Genomic DNA, 18,598 nt, shown 5'->3' with positions numbered 1-18,598 from the left:
ATTATAAAGGCAGAGAGGTGAAATGCGTGTTCAGATTGTAGCGGGGCGTTTCGGCGCGCAAAGCGCGGCAGGCCACCTGGGATCACCCCGGCCTGAGGGACTAAAGCGGCCCGCAGGCCGCTGTCGGTGAGATCAGCTATCGCTCAGAGGCAGGACGTAGTTCTTGAACTCGCTGTCTTCGCGAAAGCCCATGGACTCGTAGGTTTTCTGCGCCACGGCGTTGTTGCTGCTGGTGGACACACGCAGGCGGACGGCGTTGGTTTCCTTGGCCATCTTCTTTGCGGTGCGCATCAGGTTGTCGGCCACCAGCTGGCGCCGGGCATCTTCAGCGACGTAGATGTCGTTGAGAATCCATACGCGCTTGAGCGACAGGGAGGAAAAGCTTGGGTACAGCTGGCAAAAACCCAGCAATTTATTGCTGTCATCATCGGCCAGGGCCAGGTAGATCACCGATTCCTTGCGTCGTAGGCGCTTTTCCAGAAAAGCCCGGGACGAATCCGGATAGGGCAGGGCGCCATAGAACTCGCGGTATTTGACGAATAACGGGGTCAACAGATCCAGGTGCTCGAGGGTTGCTTGAGTAATCCGCATGGTGGCTCTCAACTTCAAGTGGATGTGACGGCACAGGTTGGATGACTCGGGCAGCCGTGTTCCGATGCTGCCCAAAGCGGGAAAAAAGCGCAATCGTCTTGCAAAATCACGCTTGGGGCGGCCCCAGAAGGAAGTTGCCCTTCATGTCTGCCGTTGAGTCGCTGTCCAGAGTCTGCACTTGTGCTTCGTCTTTGAGGTTTACTCCCGACAATTGCCGGCGGCAGGCTTCACGCATCAAGTACAGCAGGCGATGGGCGGCCATGCCATAGCTCAGGCCTTCCAGGCGCACATTGGAGATGCAGTTGCGATAGGCATCGGTGAGCCCGACTTTCGGCTGGTAGGTGAAGTACAACCCCAGGCTATCGGGAGAACTGAGCCCGGGACGCTCACCGATCAGGATCACAGTCATCTTCGCCCCCAGCAGTTCGCCAATCTCGTCGGCTACCGCTACCCGACCCTGTTCCACCAGGATCACCGGCGACAGCGACCAGCCTTCGGCGGCGGTCTGTTCCTCCATGCGCGCCAGAAAGGGCAGGGTGTGGCGATGTACTGCCAGGGCCGAAAGACCATCGGCCACCACCACCGCCAGGTCGACCCCACCGGGATGGGCGCTGGCGTAGTCGCGCAGGCTCTGGGCCGATTCATCACTGAGCCGGCGCCCCAGGTCGGGGCGTTGCAGGTAGCTGTGGCGATCGGTAGCGGCGCTATGGAGCAGCAGGCTGTCACGGCCGCGCTCGGCCAGTTGGGCGCTCAGGCCGGCGTGGTCGAAGGGCAGGTGCACGGCATCCCGGGCCTGGGCGTGGGCGAATTGGAAGTCCAGTTGGGCGCCGGTCGGCAGGCTGGTGCCGGTGCGGCCCAGGGCAATGCGCGCGGGGGTCAGGCGGCGCAGTTCCAGCCAGGGATTTTGCGAGTCGGTCGGATGTTTTTGCATGTGCCTGTTCCTTATCCCAGCTGGGCCAGTGCCTGGCGGAAAGCCGGTGGCAGGTTGTTGCCGAAATGCACCTTGCCGTCGGCCTGGGTGAAGATGCCGGTCCTGGCTAGCCATTGTTCGAACTCAGGGGCAGGTTTCAGGCCCAGGGTCTGGCGAGCATAGAGTGCGTCGTGGAAGGACGTGGTCTGGTAGTTGAGCATGATGTCGTCGGAGCCGGGGATGCCCATGATGAAGTTGATCCCGGCCACGCCCAGCAGGGTCAGCAGGTTGTCCATGTCATCCTGATCGGCTTCGGCGTGGTTGGTGTAGCAGATGTCGCAACCCATGGGCACGCCCAGCAACTTGCCGCAGAAGTGGTCCTCAAGGCCGGCGCGGATGATCTGCTTGCCGTTGTAGAGGTATTCCGGGCCGATGAAACCGACCACGGTGTTGACCAGGAACGGCTTGAAATGCCGGGCCACGGCATAGGCGCGGGTTTCACAGGTTTGCTGGTCGATGCCGAAGTGGGCGTTGGCCGACAGGGCACTGCCCTGGCCGGTCTCGAAGTACATCAGGTTCTGCCCGAGGGTGCCGCGGTTCAGGCTCAGGCCTGCTTCATAGCCTTCCTGGAGCACGTTGAGGTTGATGCCGAAGCTGGCGTTGGCGGCTTCGGTGCCGGCAATCGACTGGAACACCAGATCCAGGGGAACACCGCGATTGATCGCCTCGATGGAGGTGGTGACGTGGGTCAGCACGCAAGCCTGGGTGGGGATCTCGTAGCGCTGGATGATGGCGTCGAGCATTTCCAGCATGGCGCAGATCGAGGCGATGCTGTCGGTGGCCGGGTTGATGCCGATCATCGCATCGCCGTTGCCGTACAGCAGGCCGTCGAGAATGCTCGCGGCAATGCCCGCCGGCTCGTCGGTGGGGTGGTTGGGTTGCAGGCGGGTGGACAGGCGCCCGCGCAGGCCCAGGGTGCCGCGAAACTTTGTCACCACGCGAATCTTCTGCGCCACCAGGATCAGGTCCTGGACGCGCATGATCTTCGACACTGCGGCGGCCATTTCCGGGGTCAGGCCCGGCGCCAGGGCCCGCAGGCTCTGCTCGTCGGCGGCGTCACTGAGCAGCCAATCGCGAAAACCGCCAACGGTGAGGTGGCTGACGGTGGCGAAGGCCTGCTTGTCATGGCTGTCGATAATCAGCCGGGTGACTTCGTCGGACTCATAGGGAATCAGCACTTCTTCGAGAAAGTGCTTGAGGGGGATATCCGCCAGGGTCATCTGGGCAGCGACCCGTTCGCCGTCGTTGAGGGCGGCGACACCGGCCAGAAAATCTCCGGAACGGGCCGGGCTGGCCTTGGCCATGACTTCCTTGAGGCTGTCGAAGCGATAGGTCTGAGAACCTACGCTGTGGGAAAATTGGGCCATCTCAGTCTCCGTTTCAACGATGTAGGGGCGTTGCCGAGTGCTGGCGGATCATCAGGATGCCACCTTCTTCAGCAGGTTTTCCAGACGGTTTCCGGCAGCCCGATGGTGGAGGATGGCAAAGGCCTTTTCCGCCACCAGGCTGCCGCCTTCCAGCGGTGGCAGGCCACCGCTGTAGATGTTCGAAATCACGGTGTATTCGTAGCGAATGTCCGGGTTGCCGCTGAACTGGGCGGCGGCGCGGCGGGCCTGGTCGTCCGGCAGGCGGTAGCCCAGGTAGGCGGACATGCTGCGCGAGGCCAGGGCATCGCCGCCGGGACGCTCGCCGATCAGTACGATGATCAGTTGCGGTTGCAGGGCTTCGCCCACCGATTCCGCCAGCTTGACCCGGCCATAGGGCGCGAGGATCGGCTGGCCGATGCGCAGCTCGCGACTCTGCAGACCGTCCATCAGCACCGGCAGCAATTCGGGAATGTTGTGGTGGATGGCTTCGGCGCTGAGGCCGTCGGAAATCACGATCTGCACGTCGTTGTATTCCGGTTGCAGGCGCCGCAGCACCTCCTCGGTCAGCCGCGCGCCCAACTCCGGGTCTTGCAGGTGGGCCAGCTTGTCCGGGGCAGCGGTACGCAGCTCGCGCAGGGGAATGGCGCCGATTTCGGCAGGGCGCAGGTCGACGTAGATCGCCTCTCGGGCCACCGCGAGGTTGGCGCGCACGGTCCGCGACACCGCGTTGGCCGGGCGTGGGCCGGCGTTGTCAAAGCCGTAGGTGGCCGGGGTGGATTCGAGCAGGCGCTGGAAGTCGATGTCCGACTCACAGAAGATTCGCGGGTTGCCCCAGTTCGGTCCGCGTTCCACGTTGCCGTGGGCGTTCTCCTGGAAAATCCCCTTGCCCAGGGCCCAGCGCAGGTATTCCGGGGCCGGCGCCAGGTCGTGGACTTCGCGCAGGGTCTGGTTGTCGTGGGCGCTGGTGTCGAAGTAGGCGAGCATGCGGTCGGTGCTCAGGTACACGTCCATGAAGAAGTTGGCACCGGCGGCAGTCAGCAATTCGGTGGCCATTTGCTGGCCTTCCAGGGTCACCTGGGAGTGCAGGGTGTAGCAGGGCGCCATGCCCATGGGCAGCCCCAGCAGCTTGCCCATGAACTGGTCCTGCAGGCAGGAATAGGTCATCTCGAAGTTGTCGAGGTGGGTTTCCGGGCCGATGAAACCGGTGACGTTGTTCACCATGTACGGCCGATAGCGCCTGGCCAGTCCATAGCACAGGGCTTCGCAGGTGGTCATGTCGATGCCTTCGTGCTTGCCGTAGGTCAGCTCGCTGCCCTGGCCGGTCTCGAAGTACATGAAGTTTTCTGCAACATCGCGCAGCGGGCCGCGCTCGGTCATGGTCTGCCAGGCCTGATCCAGCAACTGCACGGTGACGTCGAACTCGTCGGTCAGGGTGCGTTCGGTGCCGGCCAGGCTCTGGAACATGATTTCCACTGGCGCGCCCTGGTCGAGGCAGGCCAGTTGGGTCTTGATGTGGGAGAGCACGCAGATCTGCGTCGGCGCTCCGGTTTCCCTACGCAATTTATCCAGGTGGCGCAGGGTGGCACTGATGTTGTCCACGGTGTCGATGGCCGGGTTAAGGCCGATCAGCGCGTCCCCCGAGCCCATGCTCAGGCCGGTGTAGACCAGCAGCGTGATGCCGCTGAGGTTGTCGGTGGGATGGTTGGGCTGCAGCCGCGACGACAGAGTACCGGGCAGGCCCACCAGGGTCCGGGCCTTGGCCGCCGCGCCGCTCTTGAGCTTTTTCGACAGCAGGATCAGTTCATGCACGTCCAGCAGCTTGGCCAGGGCCGCCACCATGACCCCGGTCAGGGCCGTGCCGATACGGCGTATTTCAGTGCCATGGCTGCGCAGCAGGCGATCTTTCAGGGCGCCCAGGGTCAGGTCGGCGATCTCGCCAAAGACGCTGTGGTCGATGTCGTAGTTGACCTGCATGACGCTGTCGATGCGGCCGTGGCGATCTGTCAGCGGATGCTGGAAGTAGTGATCCAGGGTCAGCTCTGAGAGCACTTTGCGCGCCGCCTCGCGGGTGATTTCATCAGCCGCCGCGAGCCCTGCCACCCGGTCCCCGGCCTTGCTGATGTCGGCGGCGCCGAGCACCGCCTTGAGGCTGGCGAAGCCTATCTCGCGGTCCAGCACCCGGGTGCTGTAGGCCCGTTCGGCAAGCGCTTCGGGAAGGCGGATGTGCTGCAGTGCGGTGAGTGACATGGCAAGACGCTCCTTGGCCGGCATCGGCTCAGTGCACGCCGTAGAAGGCGACGGGCACGATGTGCTGGTGGGGTTTTCCCAGGTTGATGAAGTGTGCCGAACGCTCGCGTACTTCATCGATGACGATCAGGTTGCAAGAACTGCGCCCCCAATCCGTGGCGTAGTTGCCCAGGACCTTGCCGACGTTGCTTTCCAACAGCAGCACCAGCGGCCAGTGCGGGGCGGGTCGTGCTTGCTCCAGGGCGCGGGCCAGGCGTGCGCCCAGCTGTCGGATGTCTTCCAGTCGTGGCGCCTGGCCGTTGTCGAGCAATTGCAGGCAAGCGCCGTCGCAGCTGCTCAGTGCCAGGGCCAGGGCGTCGTCCAGTTGCTGCTCGGTGGCATCCATGGGCAGCCGGGCGACGATGGGCAGGTCCTTGAGCGGCAGCACCTCGGGCTGGGGCAGAAACAGGGTGCTGCCGGAAATCTCGGTGTTGTGCAGGGTCAGGCCGTAGACCGTGGCCCGGCCGCGGTTTTCCGGCACCAGTCGGGTGGCCGCCTGCACCAGTCGCGGGTGGCGGGCAATGGCCAGGGCCAGATCGATGCCCAGATCGCCGTAATAGGTGATGCCGGGCATGGGTTCGCCTTGCAGGTGGCGATAGAGCAGCTCGCCCACACCACCGGAAAAGGTCAGGGCTGGGGCGGCGTTATGTTCGGGGAGCATCAGCGGCAGTTGCTCGGTCGACTGGCCCAACGGGCTGGCAAAGAAGTGGCGATCACCTTCGGCAATGGCGACCAAGGCATCGATGTACCAATTGACCACCGCCTCCAGCTCGGAACGCTCCAGGACCTGTCCGGGATGCTTGCAGATTGCCAGGTGATCGAGCAGTGCCTGACCAAACTCCGATACGCCGCTGAGACGATAACTGCCCGGCTCGAACTGCAAGTGCCGGGCCCCGATGAAATGGCAGCCGCTGGCCAGGACGTTGCCATCCAGGCCCCAGGCGGCGTTGGTGGTGCCCCCGCCGATATCCAGGTTGAGTATCGGTTGCCGAGCGTGGAAGCGGCTCAGCGCCGAACAACTGCCCATGAAGGCCAGCCAGGACTCCAGCCCGCCGTCGTCGGCGCGCGTGATCAGGGCGTTGCCGATCAATTGGCCGACCAGTTGCGCCAGGGCCTGGGCGTTGTGCCGCCGCGCCGCCAGACCGGTGATGATCACACCACCGGAAAACAGCTGTTGCGGGCTCACGCCGGCCTGTTCGAGCCAGGTTTCGATCAGGGCCCGGATCGCGGCCTCATCGATGACCTGGTCCTTGAACGGGGTGAACACCGGCTCGCCACGAAACAGTACCCGTGGCTCGTTGAGGGCCATGCGTCCGGTGATGCAGTGGCTGCTCAGGCTGGCCTGGGCGATCAGCGCGCTGCTGGTGGTGGACCCGAAGTCCAGCCCCAGCAGCAGTACCGATGCGCCGCCCGTGATGGCTTGCATGCAGGCGTTCCTCGCCGCGCCGCAGTCAGGCGGTGGCCTTCTGGCCGGCAGGTTCCGGTGTGTCCAGCGCGGTGCCGCCCAGGTACTCGCCCGGGGCGATGATCCCCGCAGCCCGATCCTGGGCTTCCAGTTGCAGCGCCTTGGGCACCGACAGCCAGTAGGCCAGGCCGACGGCGACGAAGCCGGCGCAGATCTTGCCGATCAGTACCGGCAGGATGATGGTGGGCTGGAAGTTGGCAGTGAAGGACAGGTGGTCCCCCAGCAGGAAGGCGGCACAGACGCCGAAGGCGATGTTCACCACTTTGTCCTTGGGCGGCATGAGGCGCACCAGGCGGAACATGGCGAGGATGTTGGCGATGGTCGCCAGCATGCCGGCGCTGCCCACCGCGCTGAGGCCGATCTTGCCGCCGAGGTTCTCCAGGGGTTTGCCCAGGTACTTGCGCAGCAGGTAGACCATGGGGAAGGCGCCGGCCAGCATGATGCCGATGTAGCCGGCGGTTTCCAGGGCGCGGGTCTGGTCCTGGGCGTCGGCGATGATCGGGTGGAAGCCCCAGCCGCCAAATACCGCGGAGAAGACCCCGGTGAAGTATTCGACGATGGAGAACACCAGCACCAGTTTGATGGCCGCGTCCATGGCGCGGCCGAAGATGATGAAACCCTTGATCATCATGTCCGGCAAAAAGCGCAGGCCCAGGGCCAGGGCCACGACGAAGATCAGGATCGGCAGCAGGTTGGCGAAGATGCTGCCCAGGCCCAGGGCCAGTTGGTAGCTGGCTTCACCGTTGGTGCTCACCAGTTCGCGTACCACCGGGTTGCTGAAGGCCAGGATCAGGCTGGCGATCATCACCCCGACGGGGATGGTGAGGATGCCGGACATGATCCCCAGGGCCATGTACTTGTGGTCGCGCTTGTCGAGCATCGCCAGGCCCATGGGGATCGAGAAGACGATGGTAGCGCCGCCCATGAAGCCGGTGATCAAGGCCATCACCAGGGCTTCCTTGCTGGCGGCCAGGGCCGAGGCCAGCTGATAGCCACCCATGTCCGAGGCGATGATCATGGTCGCCGCCAGGGCCGGATCGGCGCCCAGGGAGTTGAAGAACGGACCGAAGACGGTCTCGATGACCACCGTCAGGTAGGGAATGGAAGCCATGATCCCTGCGGCCGGCACAAAGATGTAGCCGGTGGCATGAATGCCTTCCATGAATTCTTTGCCCAAGCCTCGCTCGCTGTCATAGATGGCGGCGAAGGCACCGATTACGGCGCAGAGCATGATGAGGTAGAGCACGTAGTTGCCGATCTGATCCATTGCGTTTGTCCCTTGTTATTGTTTTTCAAGCAGGGTCTGTGCACGACTGGTTTGGCGCAGAACTTCCGACAGCAGTGTCCCGTCCGGCAAGCCTTCGGCACCGGATCAGAGCAGGTGAACAAGTGCGGCAAGGCCGCCAAAAGGCCTCCCGGCGACCTGGGTCGCCGGGAGGTTCGATCAGAAGAAGCCCAGCGGGTTGATGTCGTAGCTCACCAGCAGGTTCTTGGTCTGCTGGTAGTGGTCGAGCATCATCTTGTGGGTTTCACGGCCAACGCCGGACTTCTTGTAGCCACCGAACGCGGCGTGCGCCGGGTACAGGTGGTAGCAGTTGGTCCAGACGCGGCCGGCCTTGATCCCGCGGCCCATGCGATAGGCGCGGTTGATGTCGCGGGTCCAGACCCCGGCACCCAGGCCGAACTCGGTGTCGTTGGCAATCGCCAGGGCTTCGGCTTCGTCCTTGAAGGTGGTGACGCTGACCACCGGGCCAAAGATTTCTTCCTGGAACACGCGCATTTTGTTGGTGCCCTTGAGCAGGGTCGGCTGGATGTAGTAGCCGCTGGACAGGTCGCCTTCGAGTTTCTCCACCTTGCCGCCGGTGAGCAGCTGCGCGCCTTCGTTCTTGGCGATGTCGAGGTAGGAGAGGATCTTGTCGAACTGCTGCTCGGAGGCCTGGGCGCCGACCATGGTGTCGGTGTCCAGCGGATCGCCACGCTTGATCTGCTCGATCTTCTTCATCACCACTTGCATGAATTCGTCGTAGATCGATTCCTGCACCAGGGCACGGGATGGGCAGGTGCAGACTTCACCCTGGTTGAAGAACGCCAGCACCAGGCCTTCGGCGGCCTTTTCGATGAACTTCGGTTCGGCCTGCATGATGTCTTCGAAGAAGATGTTCGGCGACTTGCCGCCCAGTTCCACGGTGGACGGAATGATGTTCTCGGCGGCGCACTTCATGATGTGCGAGCCCACCGGAGTCGAGCCGGTGAAGGCGATCTTGGCGATGCGCTTGCTGGTGGCCAGGGCCTCGCCGGCTTCACGGCCGAAACCTTGCACCACGTTGAGCACACCCGGTGGCAGCAGGTCGCCGATCACTTCCATCAGTACGGTGATGCCCAGTGGGGTCTGCTCGGCGGGTTTGAGTACCACGCAGTTACCGGCAGCCAGGGCTGGGGCGAGTTTCCAGGCGGCCATCAGGATCGGGAAGTTCCACGGGATGATCTGCCCGACCACGCCCAGGGGTTCATGGATGTGGTAGGCCACGGTGTTGCCGTCGATTTCCGCGGCGCTGCCTTCCTGGGCCCGCAGGCAACCGGCGAAGTAGCGGAAGTGGTCGGCGGCCAGGGGAATGTCGGCGTTCAGGGTCTCGCGTACCGCCTTGCCGTTGTCCCAGGTTTCGGTGATGGCCAGCAGTTCCAGGTTCTGTTCGATGCGGTCGGCGATCTTCAGCAGGATCAGCGAGCGGGCCTGTACCGAGGTGGCGCCCCAGGCGTCGGCGGCGGCATGGGCGGCGTCCAGCGCCTTGTCGATGTCTTCGGCGGTGGAGCGGGGGAATTCGGCAATCGGCTGGCCATTGACCGGCGAGGTGTTGGTGAAGTACTGGCCTTTGACTGGCGCAACGAATTCGCCGCCGATGTAGTTACCGTACTTGCTCTTGAACGAAACGATAGCGCCTTCAGTACCGGGGTGTGCGTAACGCATGGTGGGTATCTCCTGGCTTTTATGCTTATGGGGGAGGACGCGCTATAGCGCATACCAAGCGTAGAGCAAAGGTCGGGCCAGTGGGGTGCAGGCCATATGAATCAAGGGTTTGCGGATGTTTCGAAGCGGTGCCAACGGCCGCGTGTGACGAATCTGGTACGGCACCGAGTGACAGTTTGTAACCTGGATGGCACAAGCTGTGACTCATGGGTCAAGCCGGCATTGCAATGAAACAGCGGCTGGAGGATGCTGGTTCGCGTGTCGAATCTTGTCGGATAGATCTGATGGTCTGTCCTTCTTTACAGGGCCGATTGCGGCCGGCAGCGGCGCCAGTGTTCCGTCTGAGCGTGACAGCGCATCAGGAGAATAATAAGAAATGCACAGTAGTAATCATCTGAGTCGACATGCCCAGCAGGTGCTGACGGTGGCCCAGGGTAAAGCCCATTTGCAGGGCCCCGGCAGCGATCCTTCCATTGCTCGCTCCTGGCTGCGCTGCCTTGAGGACTATCACCTTGATCCGGCCCAGGCCATGGCCCCCACAGTGCTGGAGCATGGTCGCCTGCTGGAAAGTCGCGAACGCCTGCAGGATGTGCTGCAAATAGCCGGCACCGAGATGGCCAACCTGCACCAGCAGTTGTCCGGCGCGGGCCATGCCGTGCTGCTGACCGATGCCCGGGGGGTGATCCTCAACTGCATCACCGCCCCTAGCGAGCGCAAGATTTTCGAGCATGCCGGTCTCTGGCTGGGCGCCGACTGGAGCGAGGCCCGGGAAGGCACCAACGGCATTGGCACCTGCCTGGTGGAGCGTCAGTCGCTGACCATTCACCAGGGCGAGCACTTCCGTGGCCGGCACACTGGCCTGACCTGCTCGGCGAGCCCGGTGTTCGATCCCCATGGCGAATTGCTGGCGGTGCTGGATGTGTCCTCGGCGCGTCAGGACGTTTCCCGGCAGAGTCAGTTCCACACCATGGCCTTGGTCAATCTCTCGGCGAAAATGATCGAGAGCTGCTATTTCCTGCGTTATTTCGAGAACCAGTGGCTGCTGCGCTTTCATCTGCAGGCGGAGTCTGTGGGGCTGTTCAGTGAGGGCTTGCTGGCGTTTGACGGCGAAGGGCGAATCTGTGCGGTGAACCAGAGCGCCCTGAATCTGCTGGGGCATATTCGCGGTGGCTTGCTGGGTAAACCGGTGGACAGCTTTTTCGACTGTTCCCTGGATGAATTGCTCAGTCGCGCCAGCATCAATGCCAGCGCCAGTTGGCCCTTGCGTACTCGGGATGGGCGGCGTCTGTTTGCCTTGTTGCGCGGTCAGCCGCACCCGGTATCGCAACCAGCACCGCGGGTGCCGGCTGGTGTTACGCCGCCGCGCACTTCAAGCATCTGCCTTGGGGATGAAGGGCTGCAGAATGATTTTCGCCGGGCCTCGCGGGTGTTCGAGCGTGATGTGCCGCTGTTGATCAATGGTGAAACCGGCTCCGGCAAGGAGGCTTTTGCCAAGGCGGTGCACCAGGGCAGTGCCCGTTCGGATAAAACCTTTGTCGCCCTCAATTGCGCGGCGATTCCGGAGAGCCTGATCGAGAGCGAACTCTTCGGTTATCGCGGCGGCAGCTTTACCGGGGCGCGCAAGGAGGGCATGCGCGGCAAGTTGCAGCAGGCCGATGGCGGCACCTTGTTCCTCGATGAAATCGGCGATATGCCCCTGGCCCTGCAGACGCGTTTGCTGCGGGTGTTGGAAGATCGCCTGGTGGTGCCGATTGGCGGTGAGCCGCAATCGGTCAACGTGCGGATCATCAGCGCCACCCACCGGGATCTGCTGGAGCGGGTACGCGACGGCAGTTTCCGTGAGGATCTGTATTACCGGCTCAATGGTCTTGAGATCGCGCTGCCGGCCCTGCGTGAGCGCAGCGACAAATCCCAGTTGCTGGACTTTCTCCTGGCCGAAGAGGCGGGCGGGCAACCGGTGGTGCTGGACGAAGCGGCGCGTCAGAGCCTGTTGAGTTATTCCTGGCCGGGAAACGTGCGGCAATTGCGCAACGTCCTGCGAACCCTGGCGGCCTTGTGTGAAAACGGCCGCATTGGTCTGGAAGACCTGCCGCCGCTGATCCGCAACAGCCGCCCGGCGCCAGTTGCCGAGCCGGTTGCCGAAGCGCAGGAGCGCCCCCTGGAGGACGCCGAGCGGGTTGCGCTACTGGCAGCCCTGGAGCAACAGCGCTGGCACATGACCCATACCGCCGAACAGCTGGGGGTCAGCCGCAACACCCTCTATAGAAAGCTGCGCAAACACGGTATTGCGCGTTAAACCGCACCTGTGACTGCCGGTACAGGGCCGCTTGCCTTGTGCCAGCGGCGGCAAACGCAACAGCCTCCCGGTCAGCTAATGGGTGCGATTTGCAGCCCTCTAGGCTAACCTGCGCCGATGTTTTATGAGGTCGACTATGCACATCCATATTCTCGGTATCTGCGGCACTTTCATGGGCTCGATGGCGGTTCTGGCTAAAGAACTGGGCCATCACGTCACCGGCTCCGACGCTAACGTCTATCCCCCCATGAGCACCCAGCTGCAAGCCCAGGGCATCGAGCTGACTCAAGGCTATGACCCGGCCCAGCTGGACCCGGCTCCGGATCTGGTGGTGATCGGCAACGCCATGTCCCGGGGCAACCCGGCCGTGGAGTATGTGCTGAACAAAGGCCTGCCCTATGTTTCCGGCCCGCAGTGGTTGGCGGACCATGTCCTGCAAGGGCGCTGGGTCCTGGCTGTTGCCGGCACCCACGGCAAGACCACCACCAGCAGCATGCTGGCCTGGGTACTGGAGCATGCCGGCATGAGCCCGGGCTTCCTGATTGGTGGGGTGCCGCAGAATTTCGCCGTTTCGGCCCGCCTGGGCGGCACACCGTTCTTCGTGATCGAGGCCGATGAGTACGACAGCGCGTTCTTCGACAAGCGCTCGAAGTTTGTCCACTACCGTCCACGCACGGCGATCCTCAATAACCTTGAGTTCGACCATGCGGACATCTTCCCTGACCTGGCGGCCATCGAGCGGCAGTTCCACCATCTGGTGCGGACCATCCCCAGCGAAGGCCTGGTGATTCATCCCACCACCGAACCAGCCTTGCAGCGGGTCATCGAGATGGGCTGCTGGACGCCGGTGCAGACCACCGGTGCCGGTGGTCAGTGGCAGGTCAAGTTGCTCAGTGCCGACGGTTCGGCCTTTGAAGTGATGTTCGAGGGGGTGAGCCAGGGCGTGGTGGAGTGGGAACTGACCGGGCAGCACAACGTGGCCAATGCCCTGGCGACGCTGGCCGCTGCTCGTCATGTTGGCGTGGTGCCGTCGATGGGCATTGCTGGCCTGAGTGCGTTCAAGAGCGTGAAGCGCCGCATGGAGAAGGTCGCCGAAGTGCATGGCGTGACCATCTACGATGACTTCGCCCACCACCCGACGGCCATCGCCACCACCCTGGACGGCCTGCGCAAGCGGGTCGGCGACGCACCGGTGATTGCCATCATCGAGCCGCGCTCCAACTCCATGAAGCTTGGCGCCCACCGTGATGGGCTGCCGGAAAGCGTCAACCAGGCCGATCAGGTGATCTGGTACGCTCCGGCCAACCTGGGCTGGGACCTGGCGGCAACGGCGGCCTTGTGTTCGGTGCCATCGATTGTCAGCGACTCTCTGGAAGGCATCATCGAACGGGTGAAAAGCCAGGCCAAGCCGGGCACCCAGGTGGTGATCATGAGTAACGGCGGCTTCGGCGGCCTGCACGGCAAACTGGCCGAGGCACTGCAATGAGCAATGGCCCGGAACGCATCACCCTGGCCATGACCGGTGCCTCGGGCGCCCAGTACGGTTTGCGCCTGCTGGATTGCCTGGTGCGTGAGGATCGGGAAGTGCACTTCCTGATCTCAAAGGCTGCGCAGTTGGTCATGGCCACGGAAACCGATGTGACCCTGCCGCCCAAGCCGCAGATGATGCAGGCCTTTCTCACCGAGTACACCGGTGCGGCGGCGGGGCAGATCCGGGTGTACGGCAAGGAAGACTGGATGTCGCCGGTAGCCTCGGGTTCCGGCTCGCCGGCGGCGATGGTGGTGGTGCCTTGCTCCACCGGCACCTTGTCGGCGATTGCTACCGGGGCTTGCAACAACCTGATCGAACGGGCGGCGGACGTGACCCTCAAGGAGCGCCGGCAGTTGATTCTGGTGCCTCGCGAGGCTCCCTACTCCAGCATTCATCTGGAGCACATGCTCAAGTTGTCGAACATGGGCGTGACTATCCTGCCGGCCTCGCCGGGTTTCTATCATCAGCCGCAGACCATCGATGACCTGGTGGACTTCGTCGTGGCGCGGATTCTCAATCTGCTGAACATCCCCCAGGACATGTTGCCGCGCTGGGGCGAACATCATTTGAGCAGCGATGAATAAATCCCTGCTGATGCTGCTGGCTGCCCTGCAGCTGGGGGGCTGTGCCACGGTCCGCACCTTGAACGCCGCACAAGCTGGGGCGCCGGTGGTGTATTCGGGGACGCGCCTGGATCTTTATGCCATGCAGGGTGGTTGCTGTGCCATGGACCGCTTTGGCGCCGAGGCACCGAGCTATCCGGGAGTAGACCTGCCGGCCAGTGCCTTGCTCGATACGCTGTTGCTGCCGTTGTCGGTGCTGACAGTGTTGGGGGTGGGGTTTCAGGCAACGGGTGGGTTGTAGTGTTTCGCCGGCAAGCCGGCTCCTGCAGCTATGTGCAGGAACCGGCTTGCCGGCGAGTGCTTCATTTACCTAGCTTGCGCAACTCATCGGATTCGACGACCCGAGTGCCGCTTTGCTCTTCCAGGGCCAACCGCCACATGGCGCGTGCCAACTGGCAGGCTTCGATGCCGTGGTACTTGCCCGGGATCAGTCGCGACAACGGGCCGGCCAGTTGTTCGGTCAGGCGCGGTTCGATCCGGTCTCCCAGCAGCAGTGACGGCCGGCAAATGGTCAGCTGTGGCCAGCCCTGCTGTTTAAGGGCCTCTTCCATTTCACCTTTGACCCGGTTGTAGAAAATCGATGACTTGGGGTCGGCGCCCAGGGCGCTGACCACTATCAGGTGCCGCGCGCCCATTTCCAGGGCGCGTTTGCCGAAGGCCACCACCATGTCCAGGTCCACGGCGCGAAAGGCCGCTTCGGAACCCGCCTGCTTGATGGTGGTGCCCAGGCAGCAGAAGGCGATCTCCACCTTGCCGCTCAGTTGCGGCAGGAATACCGCCGGATCGCCGACGGGGTTCTCCAGGCGTGGGTGCTTGCTTAGCGGGCGTCTGCTGGGTGCCAGAACACGAATGATGGTGGGCTCGTTGAGCAGGCGATCGAGTAGATGCTCTCCGGTTAGTCCGGAGGCGCCGGCGAGCAGGATATGCTGAGGCGTCAAGTACATAGTCATTCCCCCTTGATACTGTTTCAGCTTAGTTGCTCTGTGCTTCCTTGCTGCCTATAGAGACACTTTGCAGCGCTTTTCGTGCCTGCTGTTTGCGCAATTGTTGCCAATGCGCGATGACGCCTTTGGGGGCCCAGATCTGTGGTTCTGACGCTTCGAAACCATCGGCCTGTTCACGTTCGGCCACTGTGGCCCGGGCCAGCTTGAAGGCGTGCTCCAGGTCATCAGTCTGGTTCAGTGCCTGGGCGAATAAAGCATCGCCGAAGTAGGTGAAGTCGGCTTCTTCGGAACAGCCGAAAGACACCCGGTCGGCCTGGGAGGCGGTCATGATCAGGGTTCGTTCGTCCTTGAGCGCAGGGATGAAACCGCCCGAGTAGCAGGACGAGATGACAATGATCTTGTCGCGGTTTTTCAGGGGGGCCAAGGCAATGGCCAGTTCATCGGCTGGTAGGTCGGTCAACTCCATGCGCGGCTGATCCAGCACCAGTTCGTGCTCGCTGGTGCCATGGCTGGTGAGGTAGATGAACACCAGGTCTTCGGGGCCGCTGCGTTCGGCCAGGGTCTGTGCGGCGCGGCGCAGGTTCTCCCGGGTGGCCATGGGCCGGTTCATCAGGTGGTCCCGGTGGTTGACCAGGCGGATCTGGCCGTGGGCGCCGAAGCGGCTCGCGAGCATGTTGCTGACGTAGTCGGCTTCGCGCAGGAAGACACTCTGCTTGCCGTCGCCGGCCAGGGTCAGGCTATAGAGTTCGATGGTCGGGCTGGAGGCAGGCACCGCGTCGAGGGCCTCCTTGAGCAGGCGACCCTGGACCAGCAGAGCAGTTTCCAATGGGTCCGGCAGTAGTTTGCCGTCGGCGTCGCGAACCCGCATGCCATTGCTCCAGACACCGCTTTGCACGCTGCCATCGCGCAGCACCAGCACACCGTGGCCCTGGTAGTTGTCGCTGTCGAAGCCGCCGATGTAGAAGCTGCCGTCACTGAGGTTCAGTCGTCCTTCGCCGCTGAAGCGCCAGTCGCTGAAGGTGCCGACATAATGGCTGCCATCGGCGCCGATCAGCTCGCCCTTGCCACCCAGGGCACCTTCCTTGAACTGGCCGATCCAGACGTCGCCGTCGGAGTTTTCGTAGCGGCCCTTGCCATTGAGCTGGTTGTGTTTGAAACCACCGACATAAATGTCACCTTCGGCGCTGTTGAAGGTGCCGTTGCCTTCCAGTTGGCCGTTGACGAAGTTGCCGCTGAACTGGTTGCCGCTGGCATCGCTGCGCTGGCCTTCGCCATTGGGCTTGCCCTTGGCGAATTGCCCCTGGTACTGACTGCCGTCCTCCAGTTCCAGGCGGCCCAGGCCCGAGTACAGGTCGGCCTTGAACTCGCCGCGATAGGTCATGCCGTCTTCTTTTAGGGTGCCTTCGCCGTCCCGGCGGCCTAGTTTGAAGCCGCCGCTGTAGCTGCTGTCCTTGGTGGTCAAGGTGCCTTGCCCGTGGAACAGCCCTTGCTGGAACTGGCCGCGATAGACCTCGCCATTGCTGCCATGCCATTCGCCCTGGCCATGCCATTGGCCCTTGTCGAACTGGCCGGCGTACCAGCTGCCGTTGGGGTAGTCGATGCGTCCCTGTCCCTGGAGCAGGCCATTGACCAGGTCGCCGCGATAGCGCCCGCCGTCGGGCAGTCGGGCATCGGGCGGCAACAGCGATTCGCCGTCTCCGCAAGCGCTGAGCAAGAGAGTCAAGACCAGGGGTACAAGTGGGCGCATAACGGGTTCCGGATAATTAGGGGACCGAGTATGCCGCAGCGGTGTGACTTATATATAGAGAGGTTGAGCGAAACAGCATGAGCTGTTTCGCATCAGGGACATTTCAGACGAAGCAGAGCGAAAGAGGCTCAGCGATATAGGCAGGTTTTTCCTCGCCGTCGATTTCCAGGGTGGCCGTGGCCTTGAGCAGCCATTGGCCGGGCTTCTTCTCGGTGACGTCGGTCAGTTCGACCTTGAGACGCACCTTGGAGTCGACTTTCACCGGCTGGATGAAGCGCACGCTGTCCAGGCCATAGTTGACCACCATCTTCAGGCCCTCGGGCAGCACGAGGATGTCTTCCATCAGTTTGGGGATCAGCGACAGGGTCAGGAACCCATGGGCGATGGTGGTGCCGAACGGCGTTTTCGCTGCCTTGACCGGGTCCACGTGAATGAACTGGAAGTCGCCAGTGGCTTCGGCGAACAGGTTGATACGCTCCTGGTCAATGGTGAGCCACGCGGAACGTCCGAGTTCCTTCCCGACATAATCTTTGAGCTCTGCAACAGGAACATAGGGCATTGAGACTCTCCTTGGTTCAACGATTTTTTAGTATTCGACCCAGTGCTTTGTGGTCTGAAGTATCCACTTTAGATCATCATGGCGATCCTTCCCGGTAAACATCCATGCTTTTGGCGAATGCCGGTTCATAGCGCCTGCGTGCTTATAATGCGCCACGGGATCTGGCTGGAGAGGCGGTATGTTGTTACGCGGTTTGACATGGCTGGTGCTGTTCCAATTGCTCGGCACGGCGCTCAATCATCTGCTGTTGCCCGTACTTCCCGGGCCGATCATCGGCCTGTTGTTGCTGCTGGTTTTTCTAGTGGTGCGCGGCGAAGTGGGCGAGCCGTTGAACCTGGCAGCCAGCAGTTTGCTGCGATACCTGCCGCTGTTACTGGTGCCGCCTGCGGTCGGAGTGATGGTCTATGCCCGGGATATTGCCGCGGACTTCTGGGCGATCAGTGGCGCGCTGGTGCTGTCTCTGGTGATCTCCATGGCCTTTGTCGGTGTGCTGATGCAGCGCCTGGTCAAGCGCCAGTCCCGCCGGGAGGACAGTCAATGAATGTTGATTGGCAAGGCGCCTGGGCGGCGGTGATTCACCATCCGCTGTTCGGCATCGGCATCACCCTGGGCGCCTACCAGTTGGTGCTGGCGGCCTTTGAGAAAACTCGCTGGATGTTCCTGCAGCCGGTACTGGTGTCCATGCTGCTGGTGATCGGTGTGCTGCTCGGCTGTGGTTTGAGTTATGCGGAGTACCGCAAGAGCACCGAGATTCTGAGCATTCTGCTGGGCCCTGCCACGGTGGCCCTGGCGGTTCCCCTGTACCTCAACTTGCGGCGCATCCGCCAATTGTTCTGGCCGATATTGACTACGCTGGTGGTGGGCGGGGTGCTGGCCACCAGCCTGGGGGTACTGCTGGGGTGGTGGTTCGGTGCTGAGCACATGATCCTCATGACCATGGCACCCAAGTCGGTGACTTCGCCGATCGCTATGCTGGTGGCCGAGCAGATTGGTGGCGTCGCGGCTCTGGCGGCGGTGTTCGTGCTGATTACCGGGGTGATCGGGGCGATCTTCGGCCCGAGTATCCTCGACCGCCTGGGCGTTCATGGGCCTGAGGCGCGAGGCATGGCCCTGGGCATGACCGCCCATGCGGTGGGCACTTCGGTGGCCTTGCAGGAGAGTGAGGAGTGCGGCGCCTTTGCGGCGCTGGCCATGAGTCTGATGGGCGTGGCCACGGCGGTACTGCTGCCGTTGGCGGTGTCTTTGCTGGTTTAA

Annotated in this window: 16 protein-coding genes; 6 read left to right on the top strand and 10 right to left on the bottom strand. The window is 62.8% G+C overall.

Features of this window, described 5'->3' with window-relative positions; translation table 11 throughout:
- Positions 1-132: 132 nt before the first annotated feature.
- From LOY69_RS26540 to LOY69_RS26510, 7 genes are all read right to left on the bottom strand, one after another.
- Positions 133-591 carry a GNAT family N-acetyltransferase gene (locus LOY69_RS26540; protein WP_102865325.1) on the bottom strand — a complete coding sequence of 153 codons (459 nt, stop codon included), beginning with the start codon at positions 589-591 and terminating at the stop codon, positions 133-135.
- A gap of 106 nt (positions 592-697) precedes the next feature.
- A complete protein-coding gene (eutC, locus tag LOY69_RS26535; protein ID WP_102865326.1) occupies positions 698-1,522 on the bottom strand; it encodes an ethanolamine ammonia-lyase subunit EutC in 825 nt (274 codons plus the stop codon).
- Positions 1,523-1,533: 11 nt separating this feature from the next.
- Positions 1,534-2,928, bottom strand: coding sequence for an ethanolamine ammonia-lyase subunit EutB (locus LOY69_RS26530; protein ID WP_102882345.1), 1,395 nt, complete (start codon positions 2,926-2,928; stop codon positions 1,534-1,536).
- A 51-nt stretch (positions 2,929-2,979) separates the two neighbouring features.
- Positions 2,980-5,175, bottom strand: coding sequence for an ethanolamine ammonia-lyase (locus tag LOY69_RS26525; RefSeq protein ID WP_265073813.1), 2,196 nt, complete (start codon positions 5,173-5,175; stop codon positions 2,980-2,982).
- Between the two features lie 28 nt (positions 5,176-5,203).
- On the bottom strand, positions 5,204-6,640 hold the full coding sequence (locus tag LOY69_RS26520; protein WP_265073812.1) for an ethanolamine ammonia-lyase reactivating factor EutA: 1,437 nt from the start codon (positions 6,638-6,640) through the stop codon (positions 5,204-5,206).
- A gap of 25 nt (positions 6,641-6,665) precedes the next feature.
- Positions 6,666-7,946 carry an ethanolamine utilization protein EutH gene (gene eutH / locus LOY69_RS26515; protein ID WP_102882342.1) on the bottom strand — a complete coding sequence of 427 codons (1,281 nt, stop codon included), beginning with the start codon at positions 7,944-7,946 and terminating at the stop codon, positions 6,666-6,668.
- Between the two features lie 177 nt (positions 7,947-8,123).
- Positions 8,124-9,644: an aldehyde dehydrogenase family protein gene (locus tag LOY69_RS26510; RefSeq protein WP_011063687.1), complete on the bottom strand. Its 1,521-nt coding sequence runs from the start codon at positions 9,642-9,644 to the stop codon at positions 8,124-8,126.
- Between the two features lie 376 nt (positions 9,645-10,020).
- On the opposite strand from LOY69_RS26510, the gene LOY69_RS26505 reads away from it, so the two are divergent.
- The 4 genes from LOY69_RS26505 (at position 10,021) to LOY69_RS26490 (ending at position 14,335) form a co-directional block, all read left to right on the top strand.
- Entirely contained in the window at positions 10,021-11,940 is a 1,920-nt protein-coding gene (locus tag LOY69_RS26505) for a sigma-54-dependent Fis family transcriptional regulator (protein ID WP_102882341.1), read from the top strand.
- A 136-nt stretch (positions 11,941-12,076) separates the two neighbouring features.
- Entirely contained in the window at positions 12,077-13,426 is a 1,350-nt protein-coding gene (gene mpl, locus LOY69_RS26500; RefSeq protein ID WP_102882340.1) for a UDP-N-acetylmuramate:L-alanyl-gamma-D-glutamyl-meso-diaminopimelate ligase, read from the top strand.
- On the top strand, positions 13,423-14,055 hold the full coding sequence (gene ubiX / locus LOY69_RS26495; RefSeq protein ID WP_102865334.1) for a flavin prenyltransferase UbiX: 633 nt from the start codon (positions 13,423-13,425) through the stop codon (positions 14,053-14,055). The genes mpl and ubiX overlap by 4 nt, the downstream gene beginning before the upstream one ends.
- Positions 14,048-14,335: a YceK/YidQ family lipoprotein gene (locus LOY69_RS26490; protein WP_265073811.1), complete on the top strand. Its 288-nt coding sequence runs from the start codon at positions 14,048-14,050 to the stop codon at positions 14,333-14,335. The genes ubiX and LOY69_RS26490 overlap by 8 nt, the downstream gene beginning before the upstream one ends.
- A 61-nt stretch (positions 14,336-14,396) precedes the next feature.
- Here the strand turns inward: LOY69_RS26490 and LOY69_RS26485 are convergent, their stop codons facing one another.
- The 3 genes from LOY69_RS26485 to LOY69_RS26475 form a co-directional block, all read right to left on the bottom strand.
- Entirely contained in the window at positions 14,397-15,038 is a 642-nt protein-coding gene (locus LOY69_RS26485; protein WP_102865336.1) for an oxidoreductase, read from the bottom strand.
- Between the two features lie 28 nt (positions 15,039-15,066).
- The gene (locus LOY69_RS26480) at positions 15,067-16,785 is read right to left on the bottom strand and encodes a C13 family peptidase (RefSeq protein WP_102882339.1); all 1,719 of its coding nucleotides are present in this window, start codon (positions 16,783-16,785) and stop codon (positions 15,067-15,069) included.
- 103 nt (positions 16,786-16,888) lie between these two features.
- Positions 16,889-17,344 (bottom strand): MaoC family dehydratase, encoded by a 456-nt coding sequence (locus LOY69_RS26475; RefSeq protein ID WP_102865338.1) that lies wholly within the window; start codon positions 17,342-17,344, stop codon positions 16,889-16,891.
- A gap of 178 nt (positions 17,345-17,522) precedes the next feature.
- Between LOY69_RS26475 and LOY69_RS26470 the strand changes: the two genes are divergently transcribed.
- Together LOY69_RS26470 and LOY69_RS26465 are read left to right on the top strand one after the other, a co-directional pair.
- A complete protein-coding gene (locus LOY69_RS26470; protein WP_110596251.1) occupies positions 17,523-17,885 on the top strand; it encodes a CidA/LrgA family protein in 363 nt (120 codons plus the stop codon).
- On the top strand, positions 17,882-18,598 hold the full coding sequence (locus LOY69_RS26465; protein WP_170002120.1) for an LrgB family protein: 717 nt from the start codon (positions 17,882-17,884) through the stop codon (positions 18,596-18,598). The genes LOY69_RS26470 and LOY69_RS26465 overlap by 4 nt, the downstream gene beginning before the upstream one ends.

Origin of the sequence: Pseudomonas sp. B21-059 (assembly GCF_026016285.1) — a bacterium.
GTDB lineage: Bacteria > Pseudomonadota > Gammaproteobacteria > Pseudomonadales > Pseudomonadaceae > Aquipseudomonas > Aquipseudomonas danubii.
The sequence above is the reverse complement of the archived record's forward strand: the minus strand, read 5'-3'. Positions and strand labels throughout refer to the sequence as shown.